Source organism: Stenotrophomonas sp. WED208 (genome assembly GCF_040984485.1).
Classification (GTDB): domain Bacteria; phylum Pseudomonadota; class Gammaproteobacteria; order Xanthomonadales; family Xanthomonadaceae; genus Stenotrophomonas; species Stenotrophomonas riyadhensis.
The window spans coordinates 1,975,289-1,993,969 of sequence record NZ_JAZARB010000001.1 but is presented as its reverse complement, the minus strand read 5'-3'; the positions used below and the strand labels follow the sequence as shown (position 1 = coordinate 1,993,969).

At 68.2% G+C, this 18,681-nt stretch carries 17 protein-coding genes; 6 read left to right on the top strand and 11 right to left on the bottom strand.

The genetic code is table 11. The features are described from left to right. Positions 1-121 precede the first annotated feature (121 nt). The 9 genes from VPH47_RS08845 to VPH47_RS08805 form a co-directional block, all read right to left on the bottom strand. Positions 122-880, bottom strand: a complete 759-nt coding sequence (locus VPH47_RS08845) for a 2,3-dihydro-2,3-dihydroxybenzoate dehydrogenase (RefSeq protein WP_368850543.1) — start codon at positions 878-880, stop codon at positions 122-124. Then, positions 871-4,761 (bottom strand): enterobactin synthase subunit F, encoded by a 3,891-nt coding sequence (locus VPH47_RS08840; RefSeq protein ID WP_368850542.1) that lies wholly within the window; start codon positions 4,759-4,761, stop codon positions 871-873. Before VPH47_RS08840 ends, VPH47_RS08845 begins: the two co-directional genes overlap by 10 nt. Continuing rightward, positions 4,758-5,015, bottom strand: coding sequence for a phosphopantetheine-binding protein (locus VPH47_RS08835; protein ID WP_368850541.1), 258 nt, complete (start codon positions 5,013-5,015; stop codon positions 4,758-4,760). The genes VPH47_RS08840 and VPH47_RS08835 overlap by 4 nt, the downstream gene beginning before the upstream one ends. Further along, the gene (locus tag VPH47_RS08830) at positions 5,015-5,647 is read right to left on the bottom strand and encodes an isochorismatase family protein (RefSeq protein ID WP_368850540.1); all 633 of its coding nucleotides are present in this window, start codon (positions 5,645-5,647) and stop codon (positions 5,015-5,017) included. The genes VPH47_RS08835 and VPH47_RS08830 overlap by 1 nt, the downstream gene beginning before the upstream one ends. Beyond that, complete coding sequence (locus tag VPH47_RS08825) at positions 5,647-7,299, bottom strand: (2,3-dihydroxybenzoyl)adenylate synthase (RefSeq protein WP_368850539.1); 1,653 nt, start codon at positions 7,297-7,299, stop codon at positions 5,647-5,649. Before VPH47_RS08825 ends, VPH47_RS08830 begins: the two co-directional genes overlap by 1 nt. Further along, complete coding sequence (locus tag VPH47_RS08820) at positions 7,296-8,489, bottom strand: isochorismate synthase MenF (RefSeq protein WP_368850538.1); 1,194 nt, start codon at positions 8,487-8,489, stop codon at positions 7,296-7,298. Before VPH47_RS08820 ends, VPH47_RS08825 begins: the two co-directional genes overlap by 4 nt. Further along, positions 8,486-9,682 (bottom strand): MFS transporter, encoded by a 1,197-nt coding sequence (locus VPH47_RS08815; RefSeq protein ID WP_180855587.1) that lies wholly within the window; start codon positions 9,680-9,682, stop codon positions 8,486-8,488. The genes VPH47_RS08820 and VPH47_RS08815 overlap by 4 nt, the downstream gene beginning before the upstream one ends. A gap of 150 nt (positions 9,683-9,832) precedes the next feature. Then, on the bottom strand, positions 9,833-10,144 hold the full coding sequence (locus tag VPH47_RS08810) for a DUF3817 domain-containing protein (RefSeq protein ID WP_110712565.1): 312 nt from the start codon (positions 10,142-10,144) through the stop codon (positions 9,833-9,835). Between the two features lie 125 nt (positions 10,145-10,269). Further along, positions 10,270-11,205: a TIGR03571 family LLM class oxidoreductase gene (locus tag VPH47_RS08805; protein ID WP_368850537.1), complete on the bottom strand. Its 936-nt coding sequence runs from the start codon at positions 11,203-11,205 to the stop codon at positions 10,270-10,272. A 66-nt stretch (positions 11,206-11,271) separates the two neighbouring features. Between VPH47_RS08805 and VPH47_RS08800 the strand changes: the two genes are divergently transcribed. The 5 genes from VPH47_RS08800 (at position 11,272) to VPH47_RS08780 (ending at position 15,298) form a co-directional block, all read left to right on the top strand. After that, positions 11,272-11,721, top strand: a complete 450-nt coding sequence (locus VPH47_RS08800) for a GNAT family N-acetyltransferase (RefSeq protein ID WP_368850536.1) — start codon at positions 11,272-11,274, stop codon at positions 11,719-11,721. Positions 11,722-11,840: 119 nt separating this feature from the next. Continuing rightward, positions 11,841-13,361, top strand: coding sequence for a thioredoxin family protein (locus tag VPH47_RS08795; protein WP_368850535.1), 1,521 nt, complete (start codon positions 11,841-11,843; stop codon positions 13,359-13,361). Between the two features lie 400 nt (positions 13,362-13,761). Continuing rightward, complete coding sequence (locus VPH47_RS08790) at positions 13,762-14,391, top strand: superoxide dismutase (protein WP_368850534.1); 630 nt, start codon at positions 13,762-13,764, stop codon at positions 14,389-14,391. Further along, positions 14,388-14,963: a flavin reductase family protein gene (locus VPH47_RS08785; RefSeq protein WP_368850533.1), complete on the top strand. Its 576-nt coding sequence runs from the start codon at positions 14,388-14,390 to the stop codon at positions 14,961-14,963. The genes VPH47_RS08790 and VPH47_RS08785 overlap by 4 nt, the downstream gene beginning before the upstream one ends. Next, positions 14,963-15,298, top strand: a complete 336-nt coding sequence (locus VPH47_RS08780) for a tetratricopeptide repeat protein (protein WP_368850532.1) — start codon at positions 14,963-14,965, stop codon at positions 15,296-15,298. The genes VPH47_RS08785 and VPH47_RS08780 overlap by 1 nt, the downstream gene beginning before the upstream one ends. Before the next feature lie 5 nt (positions 15,299-15,303). Here the strand turns inward: VPH47_RS08780 and VPH47_RS08775 are convergent, their stop codons facing one another. After that, entirely contained in the window at positions 15,304-16,452 is a 1,149-nt protein-coding gene (locus VPH47_RS08775; protein ID WP_368850531.1) for a fatty acid desaturase, read from the bottom strand. An 11-nt stretch (positions 16,453-16,463) separates the two neighbouring features. Beyond that, positions 16,464-17,534: a ferredoxin reductase gene (locus tag VPH47_RS08770; RefSeq protein WP_368850530.1), complete on the bottom strand. Its 1,071-nt coding sequence runs from the start codon at positions 17,532-17,534 to the stop codon at positions 16,464-16,466. 92 nt (positions 17,535-17,626) lie between these two features. On the opposite strand from VPH47_RS08770, the gene fabR reads away from it, so the two are divergent. After that, entirely contained in the window at positions 17,627-18,283 is a 657-nt protein-coding gene (gene fabR / locus VPH47_RS08765; RefSeq protein WP_005409961.1) for an HTH-type transcriptional repressor FabR, read from the top strand. Positions 18,284-18,681: the final 398 nt, after the last annotated feature.

Here is an 18,681-nt window from a genome sequence, read left to right as displayed (position 1 = left end):
GTGGAGCGATCATTGGGCGTTGAACGTCAGGCCATGCCTCGATGGATGTTCGGAGATGTCTGAAGTTGAATGAGGTTGCCGGCCAGCGGCCGGCACTACCGGGCCATGGGTTACCGGCAACTCACCCGCGCAGGGTGGCGCCGCCGTCCACGTACAGGTCACTCATCGCCACGTGCCCGGCCTGCTCGGAGAGCAGGAACATCACCGAATGAGCGATGTCTTCCGGGGTGGCCAGCTTGCGCAGCGGGATGCCGGCCTTGTACGTCTCCAGGCTGCCGGCGATCACCCGCTCTGCGCCATGCGCGTCCTGCCACATGCCGGTCTGCATCGGGGTCAGCGTTGAACCCGGGGCGACGATGTTGCAGCGGATGCCCAGCGGCGCCAGTTCCAGCCCGAGGCAGCGGGTGAACATCGTGGCAGCAGCCTTGGACGCGGCGTAGGCGGCCATGCCGTGCCGCGGCACGCCGGCGGCATTCGAACTGACGGTGACGATCGCACCCTGACCTCGCGGTGACATCACCCGCGCCAGCGCACGCCCGACATGGAACACACCATCGGCATTGACCGCGAATACCCGGCGCCAATCGGTATCGGTGGTCTCCGTAACAGCTCCCACATGCAGGACGCCCGCCACGCTGGCGGCGAGACCGATCGGCCCAATGCTGGCTTCCACACGATCCACCAGGGCGTCCACCGCTGCGCTGTCGGTCACATCGAGCGCAAATGCCTGTACACGTGCATCCATTACCACGGGCGCCTCGCGGTCGGTTGCCACCACCGTGCAGCCGGCCTCGGCCAACAGCCGTACCAGTGCCTCGCCGATGCCACCGGAGGCACCGGTCACCAGTGCCACGCGACCTTCAAAGCCGGTCAACTGCATGTTGCGATCTCCTGTTGCTCATCCCAGTGGCGCAGGCGCGCCGACAACCACGGTGCCAGCTGCGCCACCGCATCGCGGCCGGTCAGCTCGGCATGCAGGAACGGCAGTTCCAGCGCCTGCACCTTGCGCGCGTGCGAGCGCCACAGCGCGGACTGCAGCTGCGGCCGCGCCTGATGGTCCCGGCCAGCGCGCACGTGCACCAGCGTGCCGTCGAACGGTTGGTGGATGTGTTCGCGGATCAACCGGTTGGTGCCGGTCACCGCACGCACCACGCCATCGAGCACTACATCCGGCAGGCTGCCGAGCGCACTACCACCGCGACGCAGGAAGCCGAGAATGCGTTCACGGCTGTCCAGCTCCGGATGTGCATCCGGGTCATGGCCGGCAATCGCCAGCAGTGCGCGCAATGCGGCGATGGCATCGGGTTCCGGCTCAGCCCGCCAGCATTCGCTGGGGTAGGCGTCGAGCAGCACCAGTTCACCGACTTCACGGCCGATTTCATGCAGGCGCACCGCCATCGCCTGGGCGAGGATGCCGCCCACCGACCAGCCCAGCAGATGCACCGGTCCCTTCGATTGCAGCGTGATCACCCGCTGCACATAGTCATTGGCCATGGCTTCGACGCTGGACGGCAACGGTTGCTTCGGATCCAGCGCGGGCGACTGCAGGCCATATACCGGGCGTGCCGGCTGCAGGGCGCGCGCCAGCGTCCGGTAGTTCCAGGCGATGCCACCGGCCGGGTGCAGCACGAACAACGGAGTGGGCCCATCAGCGTCAGTCGCAGCCAGCGAGATCACCGGGCCCAATGCGTGGTCGGCCAGCGCCGGCGGTTCGCCAATGCGCGTCGCCAATGCGGCCACGGTCGGCTGCGCGAACAAGGCACCGAGGCCGAGGTCACAGCGCCAGCGTTGTTCGATCGCCAGCAGCAGGTGCACCGCGGACAGCGAGTCGCCGCCGAGGCTGAAGAAGTCCGCATCGACCGCCACGGGCGCTTCACGCCCGAGTGCCTGGGCAAACAGCACCGCCAGCTCCTGTTCCAGCGGCGTGCGCGGCGCCAGTCCGGCAATCTCGTTCTGCGGCGGCTTCGGCAACGCGTTGCGGTCGAGCTTGCCGTTGGCGGTCACCGGCCACTGATCCACGCCAACGAACGCCGACGGCACCATGTAGTCCGGCACGCGCGTGGCCAGGTGGCTGCGCAGCATCACGGCATCGGCAAGCGCCGCTGGCACATAGGCCACCAGCCGGGCATCGCCCGGCGTGTCCTGGCGCAGCAGCACTTCCACGCGCTCCATGCCCGGCAGCTCGCGCAGTGCCGCCTCGATCTCGCCCAGCTCGATGCGCAGGCCGCGCAGCTTCACCTGGTGGTCGCTGCGGCCCAGGTATTCGACTGCGCCGTCGCTCCGCCAACGCCCCACGTCGCCGGTGCGGTAGATGCGCTCCCCTGGCAGGAAGGGATCGGCCAGGAAGCGTTCGGCGGTCAGGTCATCGCGGCCGAGATAGCCACGCGCCAGCTGCACGCCGCCCAGATACAGATCGCCCGGCACACCCACCGGCAGCGGCTGCATCCGCGCGTCAAGCACGTACAGGCGTGTGTTCCAGACCGGGAAGCCGATCGGTACCGGCCGTGAGCGGTCCTGTGCAGAGGCCGGCCAGTAGCTCACGTCCACGGCCGCTTCGGTCGGGCCATACAGGTTGTGCAGTTCGGCCTGCATGCACCCATGGAAACGATCACGCAGCGATGCGTCCAGCGCCTCGCCACTGGTGAACACGCGGCGCAGCTGCAGGCCTTCGGAGGCAGGCGCGGCAAGGAACGCGTCGAGCATCGACGGCACGAAATGTGCGGTGGTGATGTCGTGGGCACGCACAAGCCGTGCCAGCTCGGTCGGATCACGATGCGCGTCCGGACCCGCCACCACCAGCGTCGCGCCGCACAGCAGCGGCAGGAAGAATTCCCAGACCGAAACATCGAACGTAGCCGGGGTCTTCTGCAGAACACGGTCATCGGAACGGATGCCGTAGTGCTCGCGCATCCACAGCAGGCGGTTGACGATGGCGCGGTGCTCGATGACGACGCCCTTCGGCTCGCCGGTCGAACCGGAGGTGTAGATCACATAGGCTGCATCGCTGGGCGCCGGATCGGCCCATGGTGCTGCGAAACTCAGCGCGGTCCATTGATCGGGGGCAAGCACCGGCACACCGTCCATTCGCGCAGATACCTCTGCCGCAGCCAGTACGCACGCCGGCTGCGCCGAGGAGAGAATGCGCGCGAGGCGCTCATCGGGATGGGCAAGGTCCAGCGGCAGGTAAGCGGCACCCGCACGCAGCACCGCCACCAGCGCGATCACCAGTTCCAGCGAGCGCGGCAATGCCACCGCCACCACACTGCCCGGACCGACCGCCATCGCGCGCAGTTGTGCCGCCAGCGCGAAACTCCGCGCTTCCAGCGTTGCGTAGTCCAGCGTGGTGTCGCCGAACACCAGCGCAGGCGCGTGCGGATCACGGTCCATGCCCTGCTGCAGCAGTTCAACCAACGTAGTCTGTGGCAGCGCATGCGCGGTGGCATTGAAGCCATGCACCACCTGCTGCGCCTCTTCGACGGTGGCCAGCGGCACGGCCTCGATCTCTTCAGCCTCCAGCGCCGCCGACACGAAATGCAGCAACCGCGCCGCGTGCGCCTCGACATCCTCGCGACTGTACAGCGCGGGATTGGCCTCGATCTCCAGATCCAGCAGGTGCTGGCCGTCTCCACGGAAGCCCAGCGTCAGATCATCCACCGGCCCGGTGCACAGCACCTCCAGCGTCGCCTGCACGCCGGTCAGTGCCAGTGGCTTGTAGAACGGCTGCACATTCACCAGCGGACCGTGCAGGCGCTGCTGCGCGCCGACCAGGCCCAGGTCCCGGCGCAACTGCTCACCGCGGTAACGGCCGTGCTTGCGGCCCTGGCTGAGCTGCCGGCCCAGGCCGCGGGTAAAGGCATCGACGCTGCCCTCACCGGCCGCCACACGCAGCGGCAAGACATTCATCACCATCGCCGGCACCCGCGCCGATGCGTTGCCGAGCCGCCCCATGTAGGGCATGCCCAGTACCACTTCATCGGCAGCGCTCATCCGCCGCAGGTACTCGGCCGACAACGCGGCCAGCACATCCGGCCAGGGCTGCAGCCAACGCACCGATGCCTGCAGCAGCCGCTCACGGAATGCAGCATCGAGCGGCTGCGCCCAGCGCAGCGCGTCGTCACTGGCCGCGAGCGTACCGGCCAGGCCCACGCCCGCCGGTGCGCCCTGCAACTGCTCGCACCACCACTGCCCCGCCTGCGCGCGGCGCGGGTCGGCGCGGTAGGCGGCATCATCGACCAGCACGCCCGCCAGCCCCGGCAGCGGCTCATCCGTACGACCGGCATACAAGGCGCACACGCGATCAGTAAACAGCGCCATGCCGTAACCATCCGCAGCCAGATGATGCACGCGCAGGTACCAGACCCATCGCTGCCCACCCAGATCGAACAACACCTGCTGGCTTATGCGGTCGCGGGTCGGATCGACCGCGCTGAGCCGGTCGGCCTGCATCAGGGCACGCGCCGCCGATGCCGGATCGGTCTCGCCGGATAGATCGCGCACTGACAGCAGCGGCACGTGCGACGGGTCATGCCACTGCAACGGCTGGCCATCGGCCCCCTCGGCAAAGCGCAGCGCGAAGGCCTCGGCTTCAACCGCCGCCCGGTTGGCAGCCGCCATGAACGCGGCCACGTCCAGCGGACCGTCGATCCACACCGCATGTGCGGTATTGAATGACGGATTGTCCGGTGCCAGCCGCTGCGCGAACCACAGTCCGGCCTGGGCCTCGGTCAGTGCCACCGGCGTGGCCAGCACAGCGACGTTCATGCGTTCTGCGCGGCCTGCAGCTTCTGCACCACACCCCACCACTGGCGCAGCGTGGTGCGTTCGGCCAACTGCGAGAACTCCAGCGGCAACCCGGTGTTGCCCCAGGCCAGGACCAGGCCCAGCATGCGCATCGAGTCCAGGTCCAGGTCGATCAGATTGTCGTCGTCACCGATCTCGGCCGGCGTGCACTCCAGCACGCGCGCAACGTCGGCACGCATCCGCTCCAGATCCAGCGCATCACCCGTGGCAGCCATCACAGCACCTCCAGCAGCTGATCGGTGGTCATCGGCACACCACAGGTGCGTGCGATCCAGTGCAGCGCCTGATCGTGATCGGCACGCGAGAAGTCCGCTACCGCATCGGCTGCGATGAAGGCCTCGATATCGCGCTGGAAGGCCTCGACCGCGGTCGCGGTGCAACCGATATGCGCGTACACGCCGGTGACCAGCAGCTGGTCGCGGCCACGTACCCGCATCAGCGTCTCCAGGTTGCTGCGCTGGAACGCGCTGTAGCGGTGCTTCACCAGCACATGCTCGCCCGGTTGCGGTGCCAGCGCCTCGATGATCGGCTCATGATCGGCACTGCGGCGCATACCCGGGCCCCACAGGTCGGCCTGCAGGCCACGGTCGCGGCGATCCTGGTCGCCATGCTGGGCGGTGTAGAACACCGGAATGCCGTGTGCGCGGCAATGCGCCAGCAGGCGCGCAATGTTGTCCACCGCCGGCCGCAGTGGCGCGTTTCCGGCATCGAACGCGGCCAGGAAGTAGCGCTGCATGTCGTGTACCAGCAGCGCGACACGATCGCGCTGCGGGCGCCAGGGCCCGCGCGCCAGCGGCAGTTCGGCAGCGGTCGGCAAGGAATAGTTGGTGATGCGGGGCAGCGCCATCAGCGCGTTCCTCCTGTCTGTTGCAGATGACGCGCACGCAGCTGCGCGCGCAGTTCGCGGCGGCTGATCTTGCCGACCGCGGTGGTATCGAAACTGTCGACGAACACGACCTGGTCCGGCACCTTGAACGCCGCCAGGCCGCGCGTACGCATCCAGGCTTTCAGTGCCGGCGCCTTGATCGGCTCCCCCTGCTGGATCACGAACGCGCAGCTGCGCTCACCGAGATACTCGTCAGGAATGGAGACCACGGCGGCGTCGAACACGCCGGGGTGGGCCAGCAGGTGATCTTCAATCTCCTCGGCGGAGATTTTCTCGCCCGCGCGGTTGATGTGGTCACCGGCACGGCCCTGCACCACCAGATAGCCGCCGGGCAACTGCTGCACGCGGTCACCGGTGCGGTAGAACCCATCGTCGGTGAACGAGCGCGCGTTGGCCACCGCATCGTTGTGGTAACCACGGATGGTGTACGGGCCGCGGGTCAGCAGATGACCCACTTCACCCTCAGTCACCGGCTGGTCGTGGTCATCGACCACGCGCACTTCGTCGTCCGGGCTGATCGGCCGGCCCTGGCAGGCCACGATCAGTTCCTCCGGATCATCCAGGCGGGTGTAGTTGACCAGGCCTTCGGCCATGCCGAACACCTGCTGCAGGGTACAGCCCAGGCCGTCGATCACGCGCCGCGCAGCTTCCGGCACCAGCTTGGCGCCGCCCACCTGCAGTACCTGCAGGCTGGACAGATCGTGCGGAGTGGTTGCCGCCGCCTGCGCCCACAGCAGCGCCAGCGGCGGCACCAGTCCGCAGCAGGTCACCTGTTCGCGGGCGATCAGCGGGAAGGCCGCATCCGGGCCGGGACCGGGGCTGAGCACCACGCGGGCGCCGGCATACAGCGCACCGAAGAAGCCGGGCGAACTCATCGGGAAGTTGTGCGCGGCCGGCAGCGCGACCAGGTAGACGCTGTCGCGGTCGATGCCGCAGAGGTCATTGCTGGCGCGGAACGAGTAGATGTAGTCGTCGTGCGTGCGCGGGATCAGCTTGGACAGGCCGGTGCTGCCACCGGAGATCTGCAGGAACGCCACCGACTGCGGGTCCGGGTCGGCCGGCAGCTCGCTGCGATCGCCCTGCAGCGCCTCCAGCGCGGTGAACTCCGCCGCATCGCCGTCGATGACCACGTGGCGCAGCGCCGGCACCTCGGCCTGCAGCGCCCGCGCCAGCCCGCGATGATCAAAGCCATCATGCAGGTCGGCAGTGATGTAGGCACTGGCCTCGGCCTTGTTGGCGAAGTGCACCAGTTCGGTGATGCGATGCGCCGGCAACGCGTATACCGGCACCAGGCCCGCACGGAACAGTCCGCATACGGTGGCGATGAACCCGGCAGTGTTGCCCAGCTGCACCAGCACCCGCTCACCCGGCTGCAGGCCGAGTGCCAGCAGGCCCGCGCCGATGCGTCCGGCTTCGTGCCACAGCTGCGCGTAGCTCAGGCGGACATCACCGGCGACCACCGCGATGTCATCCGCATAGCGTTCCGCGCGCTCGCGCAGGAACGCCGGGAAGGTCTCGCCACGCCAGTGGCCCGCCTCGCGATAGCGCGCCATCAGCGCATCGGGCCATACCTGCTGCAGTGGCAGGCGGGAGGAATCAGTGGAGGTAGTCATGCGGCAGGCTCGATGGCGGGCGCGGATTCATGGACACCCAGCGCGTTCAACAGGGCAGCGAACTTCGCTGCGGTTTCGGCGACCTCGGCCTCGGGCTGCGACTCGGCGACGATGCCGGCGCCGGCGTACAGGCGCAGCTGCGTGCCCTGCAGGCGTGCGCAGCGGATCGCCACGTACCAGTCGCCATCCCCTTGCGCATCCAGCCAGCCGACCGCGCCGGCATAGAAGCCACGCGGTACAGGTTCCAGCTCGCGGATGCGCTGCAGCGCCGCCAACCGCGGCGTACCGCAGACTGCTGGCGTGGGATGCAGCTGTGCCAACAGCTCGGCCGCCGATGTCTGCGGATCCTTCAGGGTGGCATGGATGCGGGTGCCCAGGTGCCACATGCTGGCGGTGGCATGCAGCACCGGCCGTGGCTGTGCATCGATGTGGCTGCAGTACGGTGCCAGGCCCTCGACGATGGCTTCGACCACGTGGCGGTGCTCGTCGTGGTCCTTGGTTGAAGCCAGCAATGCCTGCGCGGCACGCTCGTCCTCGATGGCATCGGCGCTGCGGCGTGCGGACCCGGCCAGCGGATGCGACAGCAGCTGCACGCCGCGCTTGCGCAGCAGCAGCTCCGGTGTTGCGCCGACCAGCCAGGCCGGTGCCTGCCCCAGTTCCACCGGCAGCGGCACCGCATAGGTGGCCACCGAGGGATCCGCGCCCAACCGCGCCAGCAGCACCTCCGGAGACAACGCCGCGCGGGTGCGTGCCAACAGGCTGCGCGCGAGCACCACTTTGTGCAGGTCCTGTTCGGGCGCGCGCAGCGCCGTCACTGCCGCGGCAACCGCGGCGGCATAGTCCTGCGCTGCGGGCTCCGCCTGCAGCGCGCCCTGCAGCGCCGGTGCCGCCTGCGGCTGCAACGGCAGCGCCGGCAGCAGGCGCTCGGGCTGGTACAACGCATCGTCGGCTCGCGGTTCGAACGGCACCGCACCCACCAGCAGGCCCGGACCGCCGCGCTGCTGGGCAAAGAATTCCGCAACACGCTCAGCCAGGGTCGCCAGCGCGCCACTCGGCAGCGTCGCCCGGCAACCACGTGCGTGCACGTGCTGGCCAGCATGCTGCAGCAGGAACAGCGACGCGTCATCGGTGTTTTCCGGCGCGGCCGACGCAGCCTCCGGCCACGCGCCCTGCATCAGGGAATCGTTCATGGGGTCTCCTTCATCCGATGCGCTGCAGCCAGCGCGCACAGCAACAGCAACAGCGCGCCGACCAGCAGGTAAGGCAGGCTTGGCCCGCCGCGATACAACAGCGTGCCGAGCATCGGCCCGGCCACCATGCCCAGCCCCTGCGCTGCCGCCACCGTGCCGGCGGCGGCGCCCTGCTCGTGCGCCTCCACCGCATCGGCGGCCAGCGCCTGGAACGAGGGGAATACGAAGCCCATGCCGAACGCGGCCAACGCGTACGCCGCCGGCAACTGCCAGGCCTGCTGCACGCCCGCCACCGAAGCGAAGCCGATGCCGGAAATGAGCGCGCCGAGGACGATCCAGCGGCGTGGATGTACCTCCAGCTTCATCACCAGTGCCTGCGCCAGGATCAGGCCGACGCCAACCGCTGTGAGTGCAATGCCGGCCATGCGCGCGCCGGCGGCCGCATCCAGGCCCAGGCGATCAATCGCGAAGAAGCCGACCGTCACCTGCGCGATGGTCACCGAAACCATCGCGATGAACGCTGCCAGCTGTGGCAGGCGCAGGCGCGGGTCGAGACGGCTCATCGGCGCGCGGCGCTGCGCGGAAGCACCCACCACCGGTGGCGTCGCTGGCAGCCGCCACGCCAGCAATGCCAGTGCCAGCAACGGCAGCAACGCGGCCACGTAGAGCGCCAGCGAAAGATTGGTATAGGCCAGCCAGCCGGCAGCGGCCGGACCCAGCACCATGCCCAGCGCGTTGGCACTGCCCAGCCGGGCGAGGAAACTGGCGCGCTGCCCGGTCGGTGCCTTGTCGGCAATCAGCGCAGCAGCCGTGGGCGGCACGGCCGCGTAGAACAGGCCGATCAGGCCACGCGCACCGACCAGCACCAGCACCGATACCAATACAGGCGGCACCGCCTGCAGGGCCACGTCGATGAACACCGCCAGTGCGATGTAGACCACCGTATAGGCACTCATCGCCAGCATCAGCACGCGCTTGCGGCCAATGCGGTCGCTGAGCTGGCCCCATGGGCGCGCCGCCAGCATCCACAGCACGCCGGCGGCGGTGACCGACAGGCCGGCATGCCACTCGGACAGGCCGAGCATGCGGACCACCGGACCGATCACGGCGACGAAGGACATCATCGCCATGGTGCCGATCAGGGCTGCCAACACCAGCGCCGGCAAGCCGGGAACGACGGGACGTGCGTGCATGGAACACCAGCCGTAACAGAAAGGGATCGCCGGGTGCCCATGCACCCTGCCGGCGTCAGTTCCGGTCAGGACCGGACGCCACCCTCAAATGATAACGGCTCGTATTTGCATTTGATACCCATTCTCTTGAATGGGCATGCAACAGTGGGTTCAGCGCATTGCACGCAGGCCCAGCAGACCACGGCGCTTGAACCACCACTCCAGCGGCAGCGTCACCAGCGGCGGGATCGCCGCCAGCAGCGCCAGGGCACTGGCCCACCACGGCCAGCGCAGGCGTATCGCCGCGAACAGGGTGACCGCCACGTAGACCAGGAAGGCCACGCCGTGCAGCGGTCCGAACAGCTTGACCAGCGCCACGTTGGCCATCGGGCCGTACTTCATCCACATGCCGATGAGCAGGCCGGCCCAGGTCAAAGCCTCGATGAAAGCGACCGCGGCGAACAGGCGTCCGGTCGGGTGCATGGGGGAACGTTGGGTCACGCGGGGCTCCGGCAGCGGGATATCAAATGCGAATGATACGCAGATGCGAACTGCATGTAGAGTCGAGCCGTGCTCGACTGCTGGAACGTGTCCACCAAGGTGGACATCTACCGGAGCACATCCGGCAGAACCTGCTCGCCGATCTCTCGCAGCACCGCGTCCATCGGTCGTCCGTTGTCGACCAGATTGAACATCACATGCGCCACGCCCTGCGCATGCACGCGCCGCAGATAGTCGCGCAGCCCGTCGCGGCCGACCTTCAGGCCCAGCGGCAATGGCTCGGCCGGCGCCTGCGGATCCGCCTGCAGGTCCAGCTGCATCGACTGCACGAACGGCTTGCTTGCCCCGCCGCGCTGCACCAGCGCCTGCTGCCACAGGCCGATGCGTCCTTCCTGCGCAACCTCCTCGCGGTGATAGGTGGCCCAACCTTCGGCCTCACGCGCGATCCACTGCAGGCTCTGCCGCGCGGTACCCACCACCAGCATCGGAATGCGCGTCGCCGGTGCCGGCAGCACATCGAAGCCACCGGTCGCCTGCAGTACGGCGGTCCGCTCATCGGCCTCCGGTGACAGTGCTGCGCGCAACAACGTCCAGCGCTCACGGAACGTCGCCGCCCTGCCCTCCAGATCCTCGCCGAACGCAGCAAATTCTTCCGGGCGGTCACCCGAACCCAGCCCGAGCACGAAACGTCCGCCACTGATCCGGTCCAGGCTCAGCGCCGACTTCGCCACCTGCAACGGCTGCCGCAGCGGCAGCACAATAGCTGCGCTGCCGACCACGATGCGCTCGGTCGCTGCAGCCAGCATGCCCAGCCACAGGAACGGGTCATCCAGCGCACTCGCTGTTGCATCCGGGCCCTGCGGCACCATCAATGGCACGTCGCGCGTCCATAGCGCGGCGAAGCCAAGATCATCGGCCAGCCGTGCGATGCGCCGCGCCTCGTCCAGGTCGGTCAGTCCATGCGCCGCAACCGGCGTCATCAGGCCCAGGCTCAGTCCTTGTTGAGGAAACAACGAAGCATGGGCGGGATTGAATTCACTCATGACGCCAGCTTAGCCTGCAGGTCTGCGGCAACGATGATGCGCCGCCCACTACAGGAAGAACACTGCATGCCAAGGATCCGCCCTGCCCACGTCGATGACCTGCCTGCGATCAGCGCGGTGTGCCTGGCCGCGTTCAACGAGGCAGTGGCGCCGTCTCTCAGCGCGGCCGGCATCGCCGCCTTCGGCAGTGTCGCAGCAGCCGATGCGTTTGGTGCGCGCCTGCAGGGTGACAACCACATCCTGGTGGCCGAACAGGATGCGCGCGTGGTCGGCGTGGTCGAACTGAAGGAGGGCCGGCACCTGGCAATGCTGTTCGTCGATCCCGCCTGCCAGGGCCAGGGCATCGGCCATGCCTTGCTCGAAGCCGTGCTGCCGCAGGTACGCGAGCCGGTCCTGACCGTGCGCGCCTCGCTCAACGCAGTGCCTGCCTACCTGCGCTATGGCTTTGTGCTGGATGGCGAGGTCGGCGAGATCAACGGGCTGGTATACCAGCAGATGGTGCGGGCAGCGGCCTGAAGGCATCCGCCCGGCAATGCCCGACGGGCGTCATGCCCTGCGGCACGCCTGTCATAAGCAAACTGAATCAGCAGGCTCCCCGGTGGTTCCTACAATGGCCTGTCACCCTGCCCTTCGAGATGCTGCCGATGCGCGTCGCGCTTTCCGTGTTGCTGCTGGCCTCGGCGCTGAGCGCCTGCACCCCGGCCCCGGTTCCAACCGCCAACTCCGCCGAGGCACCCGCACCGGCCACGGCCATCGCCTGGCGCCAGGGCGACGTCGATGATGCCTTCGCCGAAGCCGCCGACAGTGGCAAGCCGGTGCTGCTGTACTGGGGTGCCGTCTGGTGCCCACCGTGCAACCAGCTCAAGGCCGGCCTGTTCAAGGACCCGGCCTTCATCGCACTGACCAGCAAGTTCGTGCCGGTCTACCTGGATGGCGACGAGGAAGGTGCGCAGGCCTGGGGCGAGCGCTTCGGCGTGCGCGGCTACCCGACGCTGATCGTGCTGGACCCGCAGCGCAACGAAATCACCCGCGTCGCCGGTGGCAATGACGCCGCCGAACTGACCCGGGCCCTGACCGTCGCCGCAGGCCGCCGCAGTGCTGTTGCGGCCACCCTGGCCACCGCGCTGGCAACGCCGGACCGACTGGCCGCCGAAGACTGGCAGGTGCTGGGCGACTACGGCTGGGAAGTGGACGCCAACCGCCTGGCCGGCGAGCGCAGGAGCCAGGACGTGCTGCGGCAACTGTCCAAGGCCGCACCGGACGCTGCCCTGCAGCGTCGTTTCGCGTTGCTGGCCCTGGCTACAGCCGAAAAGCCCGATGCCTCGCCCACCGAAGTGCGCGAACTGCTGCAGGCGGTGCTGGCGCAGCCCGCCGAAGTACGCCGCAACCGCGAGCTGCTGGGCTATGCCGGCGCCAAGCTGGTGAAGCAGGCCAGCACAGGCCCGGCCACGTCCAACACCCTGGGCCAGCAACTGCTGGTCGCACTGGAGCGCGCCGATGCCGAGCGCGGTGACCGCGCCGACGATGCGTTGTCGCGTGCATTGACCGAAGTGTCGCTGGCCCGCCAGCAGCAACCCAAGGGCGCGTTGCCGGCGGCGCTGGTGGAACGGGTCAAGCAGCGCGTGGCCGCGGCCGATGCCGCCGCCACCGATGCGCATGCACGCCAGGCCACGATCAGCAGCGCGGTATATGCCCTGCGCGAAGCGGGCGATGACGCCGGTGCCGAGGCGCTGTTGCTGGCCGAGCTGAAGCGCAGCGAGCAGCCGTACTACTACATGCCCGAACTGGCCGAACTGGCCGAGCAGCGCGGCGACACCGCCGGTGCGCTGGAGTGGCTGAAGCGTGCCTACGACGGTGCACAGGGCCCGGCCACCCGCGTGCAGTGGGGCGTGCTGTACGTGGAAGGGTTGCTGCGGCTGGCCCCGGACGATGCGCCGCGCGTCGAGCAGGCCACTGCCTCGCTGATTGCCGAACTGGAAGCACAGCCGTCGGGCTACCACCAGCGCACCCGCCAGCGCTTCGAGCGCCTGGCCGGGGAGTTGAAGGCGTGGAGCGGCAAGCACCAGGGTGCGGAGACGCTGGCGCGATTGCAGCAGCGGATGCAGCAGGCATGCGGCGAGCAGGCGGATGGTGCATGCAAGGATTGGTTGAGTTGAGTTGATGAAAGCGCTGGCGGCTGGTTCGCCGGCCGGCGCTTTTGTTGATATCGGTTGTGGCGGGGGGAGGGACTGGCCGGGACACGCCGTAAACCCATCCTTGGGGGCTCGATGGCGCCATCCATGGCGCCAACGGTCCCGGCCAGCCCCTCCCCCCGCCACCGGACGGTTTCCTGTGAGCGCGGGCAGCGCATCAGCGCGCCGGTGAGGGTTCGGAACGCGGGTTCTGGTAGTGCCGGCCGCTGGCCGGCAACCCGACCTTCGCTGAACGCCGGCCAGCGGCCGGCACTACCATGCCTCCGTCTTGACCTCTTGATCTCTTGACCTCAACCAATGTTGAGGTGCGATAACAATCTCCCCACGGCCAGCCCTTCTGGCCTTCCCCACGGAGATTGCTTCGATGTCGTACTCGCTTCCCCCGCTCCCCTATACCTATGACGCCCTTGAGCCGCACTTCGATGCGCGCACGATGGAGATCCATCACAGCAAGCACCACCAGACCTACGTCAACAACCTCAATGCCGCCATCGAGCAGGCCGGCATCGCCGAGCAGCCGGTCGAGGCGCTGATCGCCAACCTCGATGCCGTGCCCGAGGCGCAGCGTGGCGCGGTCCGCAACAACGGCGGTGGCCACGCCAACCACAGCCTGTTCTGGACCGTACTCAGCACCAACGGCGGCGCACCCGATGATGAGCTGGCCGCCGCCATCGACCGCGATCTGGGTGGCTTCGATGCCTTCAAGGAGGCATTCACCAAGGCTGCGCAGACCCGCTTCGGCAGTGGCTGGGCCTGGCTGACCAGCGATCGCGATGGCCGCCTGCAGGTGGAAAGCAGTGCCAACCAGGACAGCCCGTTGATGGGCACGGCGGTCGGCCTGTCGGGCAATACCCCGATCCTCGCACTGGACGTCTGGGAACACGCCTACTACCTGCACTACCAGAACCGCCGCCCGGACTACATCGGCGCCTTCTTCAACATCATCAACTGGGCCGAGGTCGGCCGGCGCTACCGCCAGGCCCGGGCCTCATGAGCGGCGAGACACTGCCGTACGCCGGGCCGTGGGCGGGGGTCTTCCCCGCCCCGGCCCCGGTGCCGTCGGTCGAGATGCCGCCGCGTGCCCTGCGCCGGCTGCTCGGCCACTTTCCTACCGGCGTGGCCATCGTCTGCGCGCGCGATGCGCAGGGCAACCCCATCGGCCTGACCATCAATTCGTTCGTGCCGGTGTCATTGCAGCCGCCACTGGTGCTGTGGAACCTGGCGTTGCACGCGCAGAGCCTGTCCACCTTCCAGCGCGCCACCCGCTTTGCGATCAGCGTACTGGCGGCCGACCAGGAAGCACTGGCACGGCGCTTCGCCGATCCGCAGGTACGCAACCGCTTCGACGACCTGCCACTGCTGGACGACGACGAAGACGCGCCACCGCGCATCGCCGGTGCGGTGGCCCATCTCACCTGTACCCGCCACGCGCAGTGGCCGGTGGGTGATCACCTGCTGCTGGCCGGTCGCATCATCGCGGTACACGAGAGCGGTGGTGCGCCGCTGCTGTTCCACCGTGGCCGTTTCCAGCCCGGACCGGCCGAACTGCTGGTGGAGGTGCGCTGATGAACATCGAGGCTCTGGAATGCATGCTGGCCAGCGGCAAGGACGGCGCACTGCTGCGCTTCGGCCTGGGCAAGGGCTGGCTGGATGCCGGCAACCCGGTGCGCGCAGCGACCCATCTGGGCCGTTGCGTGGTCCTTGATCCGCAGTATTCGGCGGCATGGAAGCTGCTGGGCAAGGCCTGGCTGGCCAGTGGCCAGCCGCAGGCGGCGCGCGAAGCGTGGCAGCGCGGTATGAGCGTGGCCGGCAGCAAGGGCGACCAGCAGGCACGCAAGGAAATGCAGGTGTTCCTGCGACGCCTGGACCGCGATCAAGCGGCCCTGGCGAAAGCGGGCTGAGTCGATCAGCCCGCGTTGGCCGATGCCGGTGCGGACATGATGTCCGACATCGGCAGGCGGCGCGGCTTGCTCGGGAACGCGTGGCGCAGGATGCGCCAGACCACCTGGCCGAACTGGCGCGGCAGCGAGCCGTTGTTGTAGTGCTGGCCGTAGCGGCGGCAGATGTCCTTCACTTCCTTGGCGATGGCCGCATAGCGGTTGGCCGGCAGGTCCGGATAGAAGTGGTGCTCGATCTGGTGGCTGAGGTTGCCCGACAGCACATTGATCAGGAAGCCACCACTGATGTTCGACGAACCGCGCAGCTGGCGCAGGTACCAATGACCGCGCGACTCATTGCGCAGGCACTCCTTCGGGAAGGTTTCCGATTCAGCGGTGAAGTGGCCGCAGAAGATGATTACGTAGGTCCAGATGTTGCGCAGGCCGTTGGCGACCAGGTTGCCCAGCATCACGGTGAGGAAGAACGGACCGGCCAGCAGCGGGAAGAACACGTAGTCCTTCAGCACCTGGCGCAGCATCTTGCGCGCCACCGGACGGGTCTGCAGCCACATCGCACGGCTGCTCATGCGGCCCTTCATCCAGCGGCCCAGGCGCAGGTCCTGCGCGGCCACGCCCCACTGGAACAGCAGCGCGAAGATCGGCGCGATGATCGGCTGCAGCAGGTAGAACGGCTTCCAGCGCTGTTCCGGGAAGATGCGCAGCAGGCCGTAGCCGATGTCATCGTCCATGCCACGCACGTTGGTGTAGGTGTGGTGGCGGAAATTGTGGGTCTTGCGCCAGTTGTCGGCGGTGGCAACGATGTCCCACTCGTAGGTGTTGCCGTTGAGCTTGGGGTCGCCGGTCCAGTCGAACTGGCCGTGCATGACGTTGTGGCCCAGCTCCATGTTCTCCAGGATCTTCGACAGCGCCAGCAGCAGCGTGCCGGTGATCGCGGCCGGCCACAGCAGCGGCATCCAGAACAGTGGCGAGAACGCCGCCAGGAACAGCAGGCCACGGCCACCCACGCCGAACCAGCGCACGGCGGCGGCCACGCGGCGGATGTAGCGGGTATCGGAGGCGCCGAGGCTGCCGATCACGCGGTCGCGGATCGCGTCGAGTTCCTCGCCGAAGGCATGCATCTCGGCGGTGCTCAGGGCACGGTCGGTAGCGCGGGTCATGGCAGGCGTCCTCAGAGATCCAAAGTCAGGTCGGTGGTCGGTGCGCTCACGCAGATCCGTACCGGCTGCGCCGTTTCGGACTGCAGGTCGCCGGTGCGCAGGTGGCGAGTCGCACCACTTACACGGTCACAGGAGCAGGTGTTGCAGATACCCATGCGGCATCCATGTTTGGGCTTGATGCCATGGGCTTCGAGGCTTTCCAGCAGCGAGCGGCCACGCGGCACGCTCAGCTGGCGACCACTGCGCGCAAGCGTCAGCGACACTTCGCCTTCACTGTCGGCATCGCGAAGCGGCGCTGGCGGGGTGAAGGCTTCGGCCTGGAAACCGGCCACCTGGTGCGCCAGGCGCTCGCGCGCGGCGGCAACGAAGCCGTCCGGGCCGCAGGCCAGCACATGGCGCTGCGCCAACGGCGTGTCATCGCCGGCCACCTGCAGATCGTGGGTATCGATACGCGCGGCCGGTGCTTCGCCTTCTCGGGTGGTCAGCAGGTGCACGCGCAGGTTCGGGTTCGCTGCGGCCAGCGCCTGCAGTTCATCACGGAACTGCAGGTGGGCGGCGGTGCGTTCCCAGTAGAACAGGTCCACCGGCGCCGCCAGCGGGCGCTGGCAGGCCTCGCGCAGGAGGCTGCGCATCGGCGTGATGCCACTGCCGGCCGCCAGCAGCAGCACCGGCGCCGCGGCCGGCATGTGGAATTCGCCGAAAGCGGCATCGAGACGGAACAGTTCGCCCGGCTGCGCATGGTTGACCAGATGCTGGCTGACCCGCCCGCCATCGACCGCCTTGACGGTGATCGCCAGCTCGCGCCGACCCAGTGCGGTGGGACTGTAGCTGCGCTGCCACAGGCGTCCTTCAATCTCGACGCCGAGGGTGACGTGCTGGCCGGCACGCATGCCGGCCCAGTGCCGGTTGGTGCGCAGGACCAGGGTCGCCGCGCCCTCGCCGGCCGGCTCGCGCCGGACCAGGCGGGCCACTGGCTCGCGCAGGGTCCACAGGGGATTGAGCTGGCCCGCCCAGAAATCGAACAGCGACGGCGAGACCCAGCGGTACGGAGAGAACAGGGACGGACGGACGACAGCGCTCATGGGCGCACTATACGGGCGCACATACACCTGTGTATACATGTGTATATTGAACCGGATTGGGTATGATTCAGCCTCGTCCCACCGGAACCCCCATGGCCGCCGCCACCGCCTTGTCGACGCCCGAAGATGCCAACAGCCCGGCCCGCCGTACGGTGAGCCGCGAGGATCTGCTGGCTGCTGCCCTGAAACTGATCGGGCCGCACCGCAGCCTGTCCACGCTCAGCCTGCGCGAAGTGGCACGTGAGGCCGGCATCGCGCCGAACAGCTTCTACCGGCAGTTCCGCGACATGGACGAACTGGCCGTGGCGCTGATCGATGCGGCCGGCCGCTCGCTGCGCACCATCATCGGCGAGGCCCGGCAGCGCGCCACCTCCACCGCCACCAGCGTGGTGCGGGTCTCGGTGGAGACCTTCATGGAGCAGCTGCGCGCCGACGACAAGCTGCTGCACGTGCTGCTGCGCGAGGGCGCGGTCGGCTCGGACGACTTCAAGCACGCGGTCGAACGCGAGCTGCACTACTTCGAGGAAGAGCTGCAGCACGACCTGGTGCGCCTGGCCGCACTGGATGGCGCCGTACTGCATGCCCCGGAACTGGTGGCCAAGGCCATCACCCGGCTGGTGTTCGCGATGGGCGCCACCGCCATGGACCTGCCGCCGGAGAAGGATCCGGAGCTGGTCGAGCAGATCTCCACGATGATCCGCATGATCATCGTCGGCGCCCGTACCCCCGCCGCGTTCCGCCGCGGCTGATTCCTGCCCGATTGCCGGATCGATGGCGTCCGGCCCTGGCGGCAGACGCTGCGCTCCCCAGTGGGTCTTCACCTCGATTGTCGCAGCGCAGCGACGGACGCCCGCGCGCCCGAATGAACTGGATCACCCGTCACATATCTACATATGTGAATAGGGCTTCGCGTGGTTCCGACACGATCTTCATGACGCCCTCACCTGCCGTGCACTATTCCAGCACGGCGACCCATTCAGCTGAATACGTCAGTGAACGGCGTTTGAACCCAATCGGTGTCGCTGCAGACGTTTCAGATTAGTTGCATGGCCCAGGCAAGACCCGATCCGCACAGTGCCGCCTCCGGCCCTGCGGATGCAGGTCCCACCCAACGTTCCAAGGAGACACACCCATGCGCATGATGCAG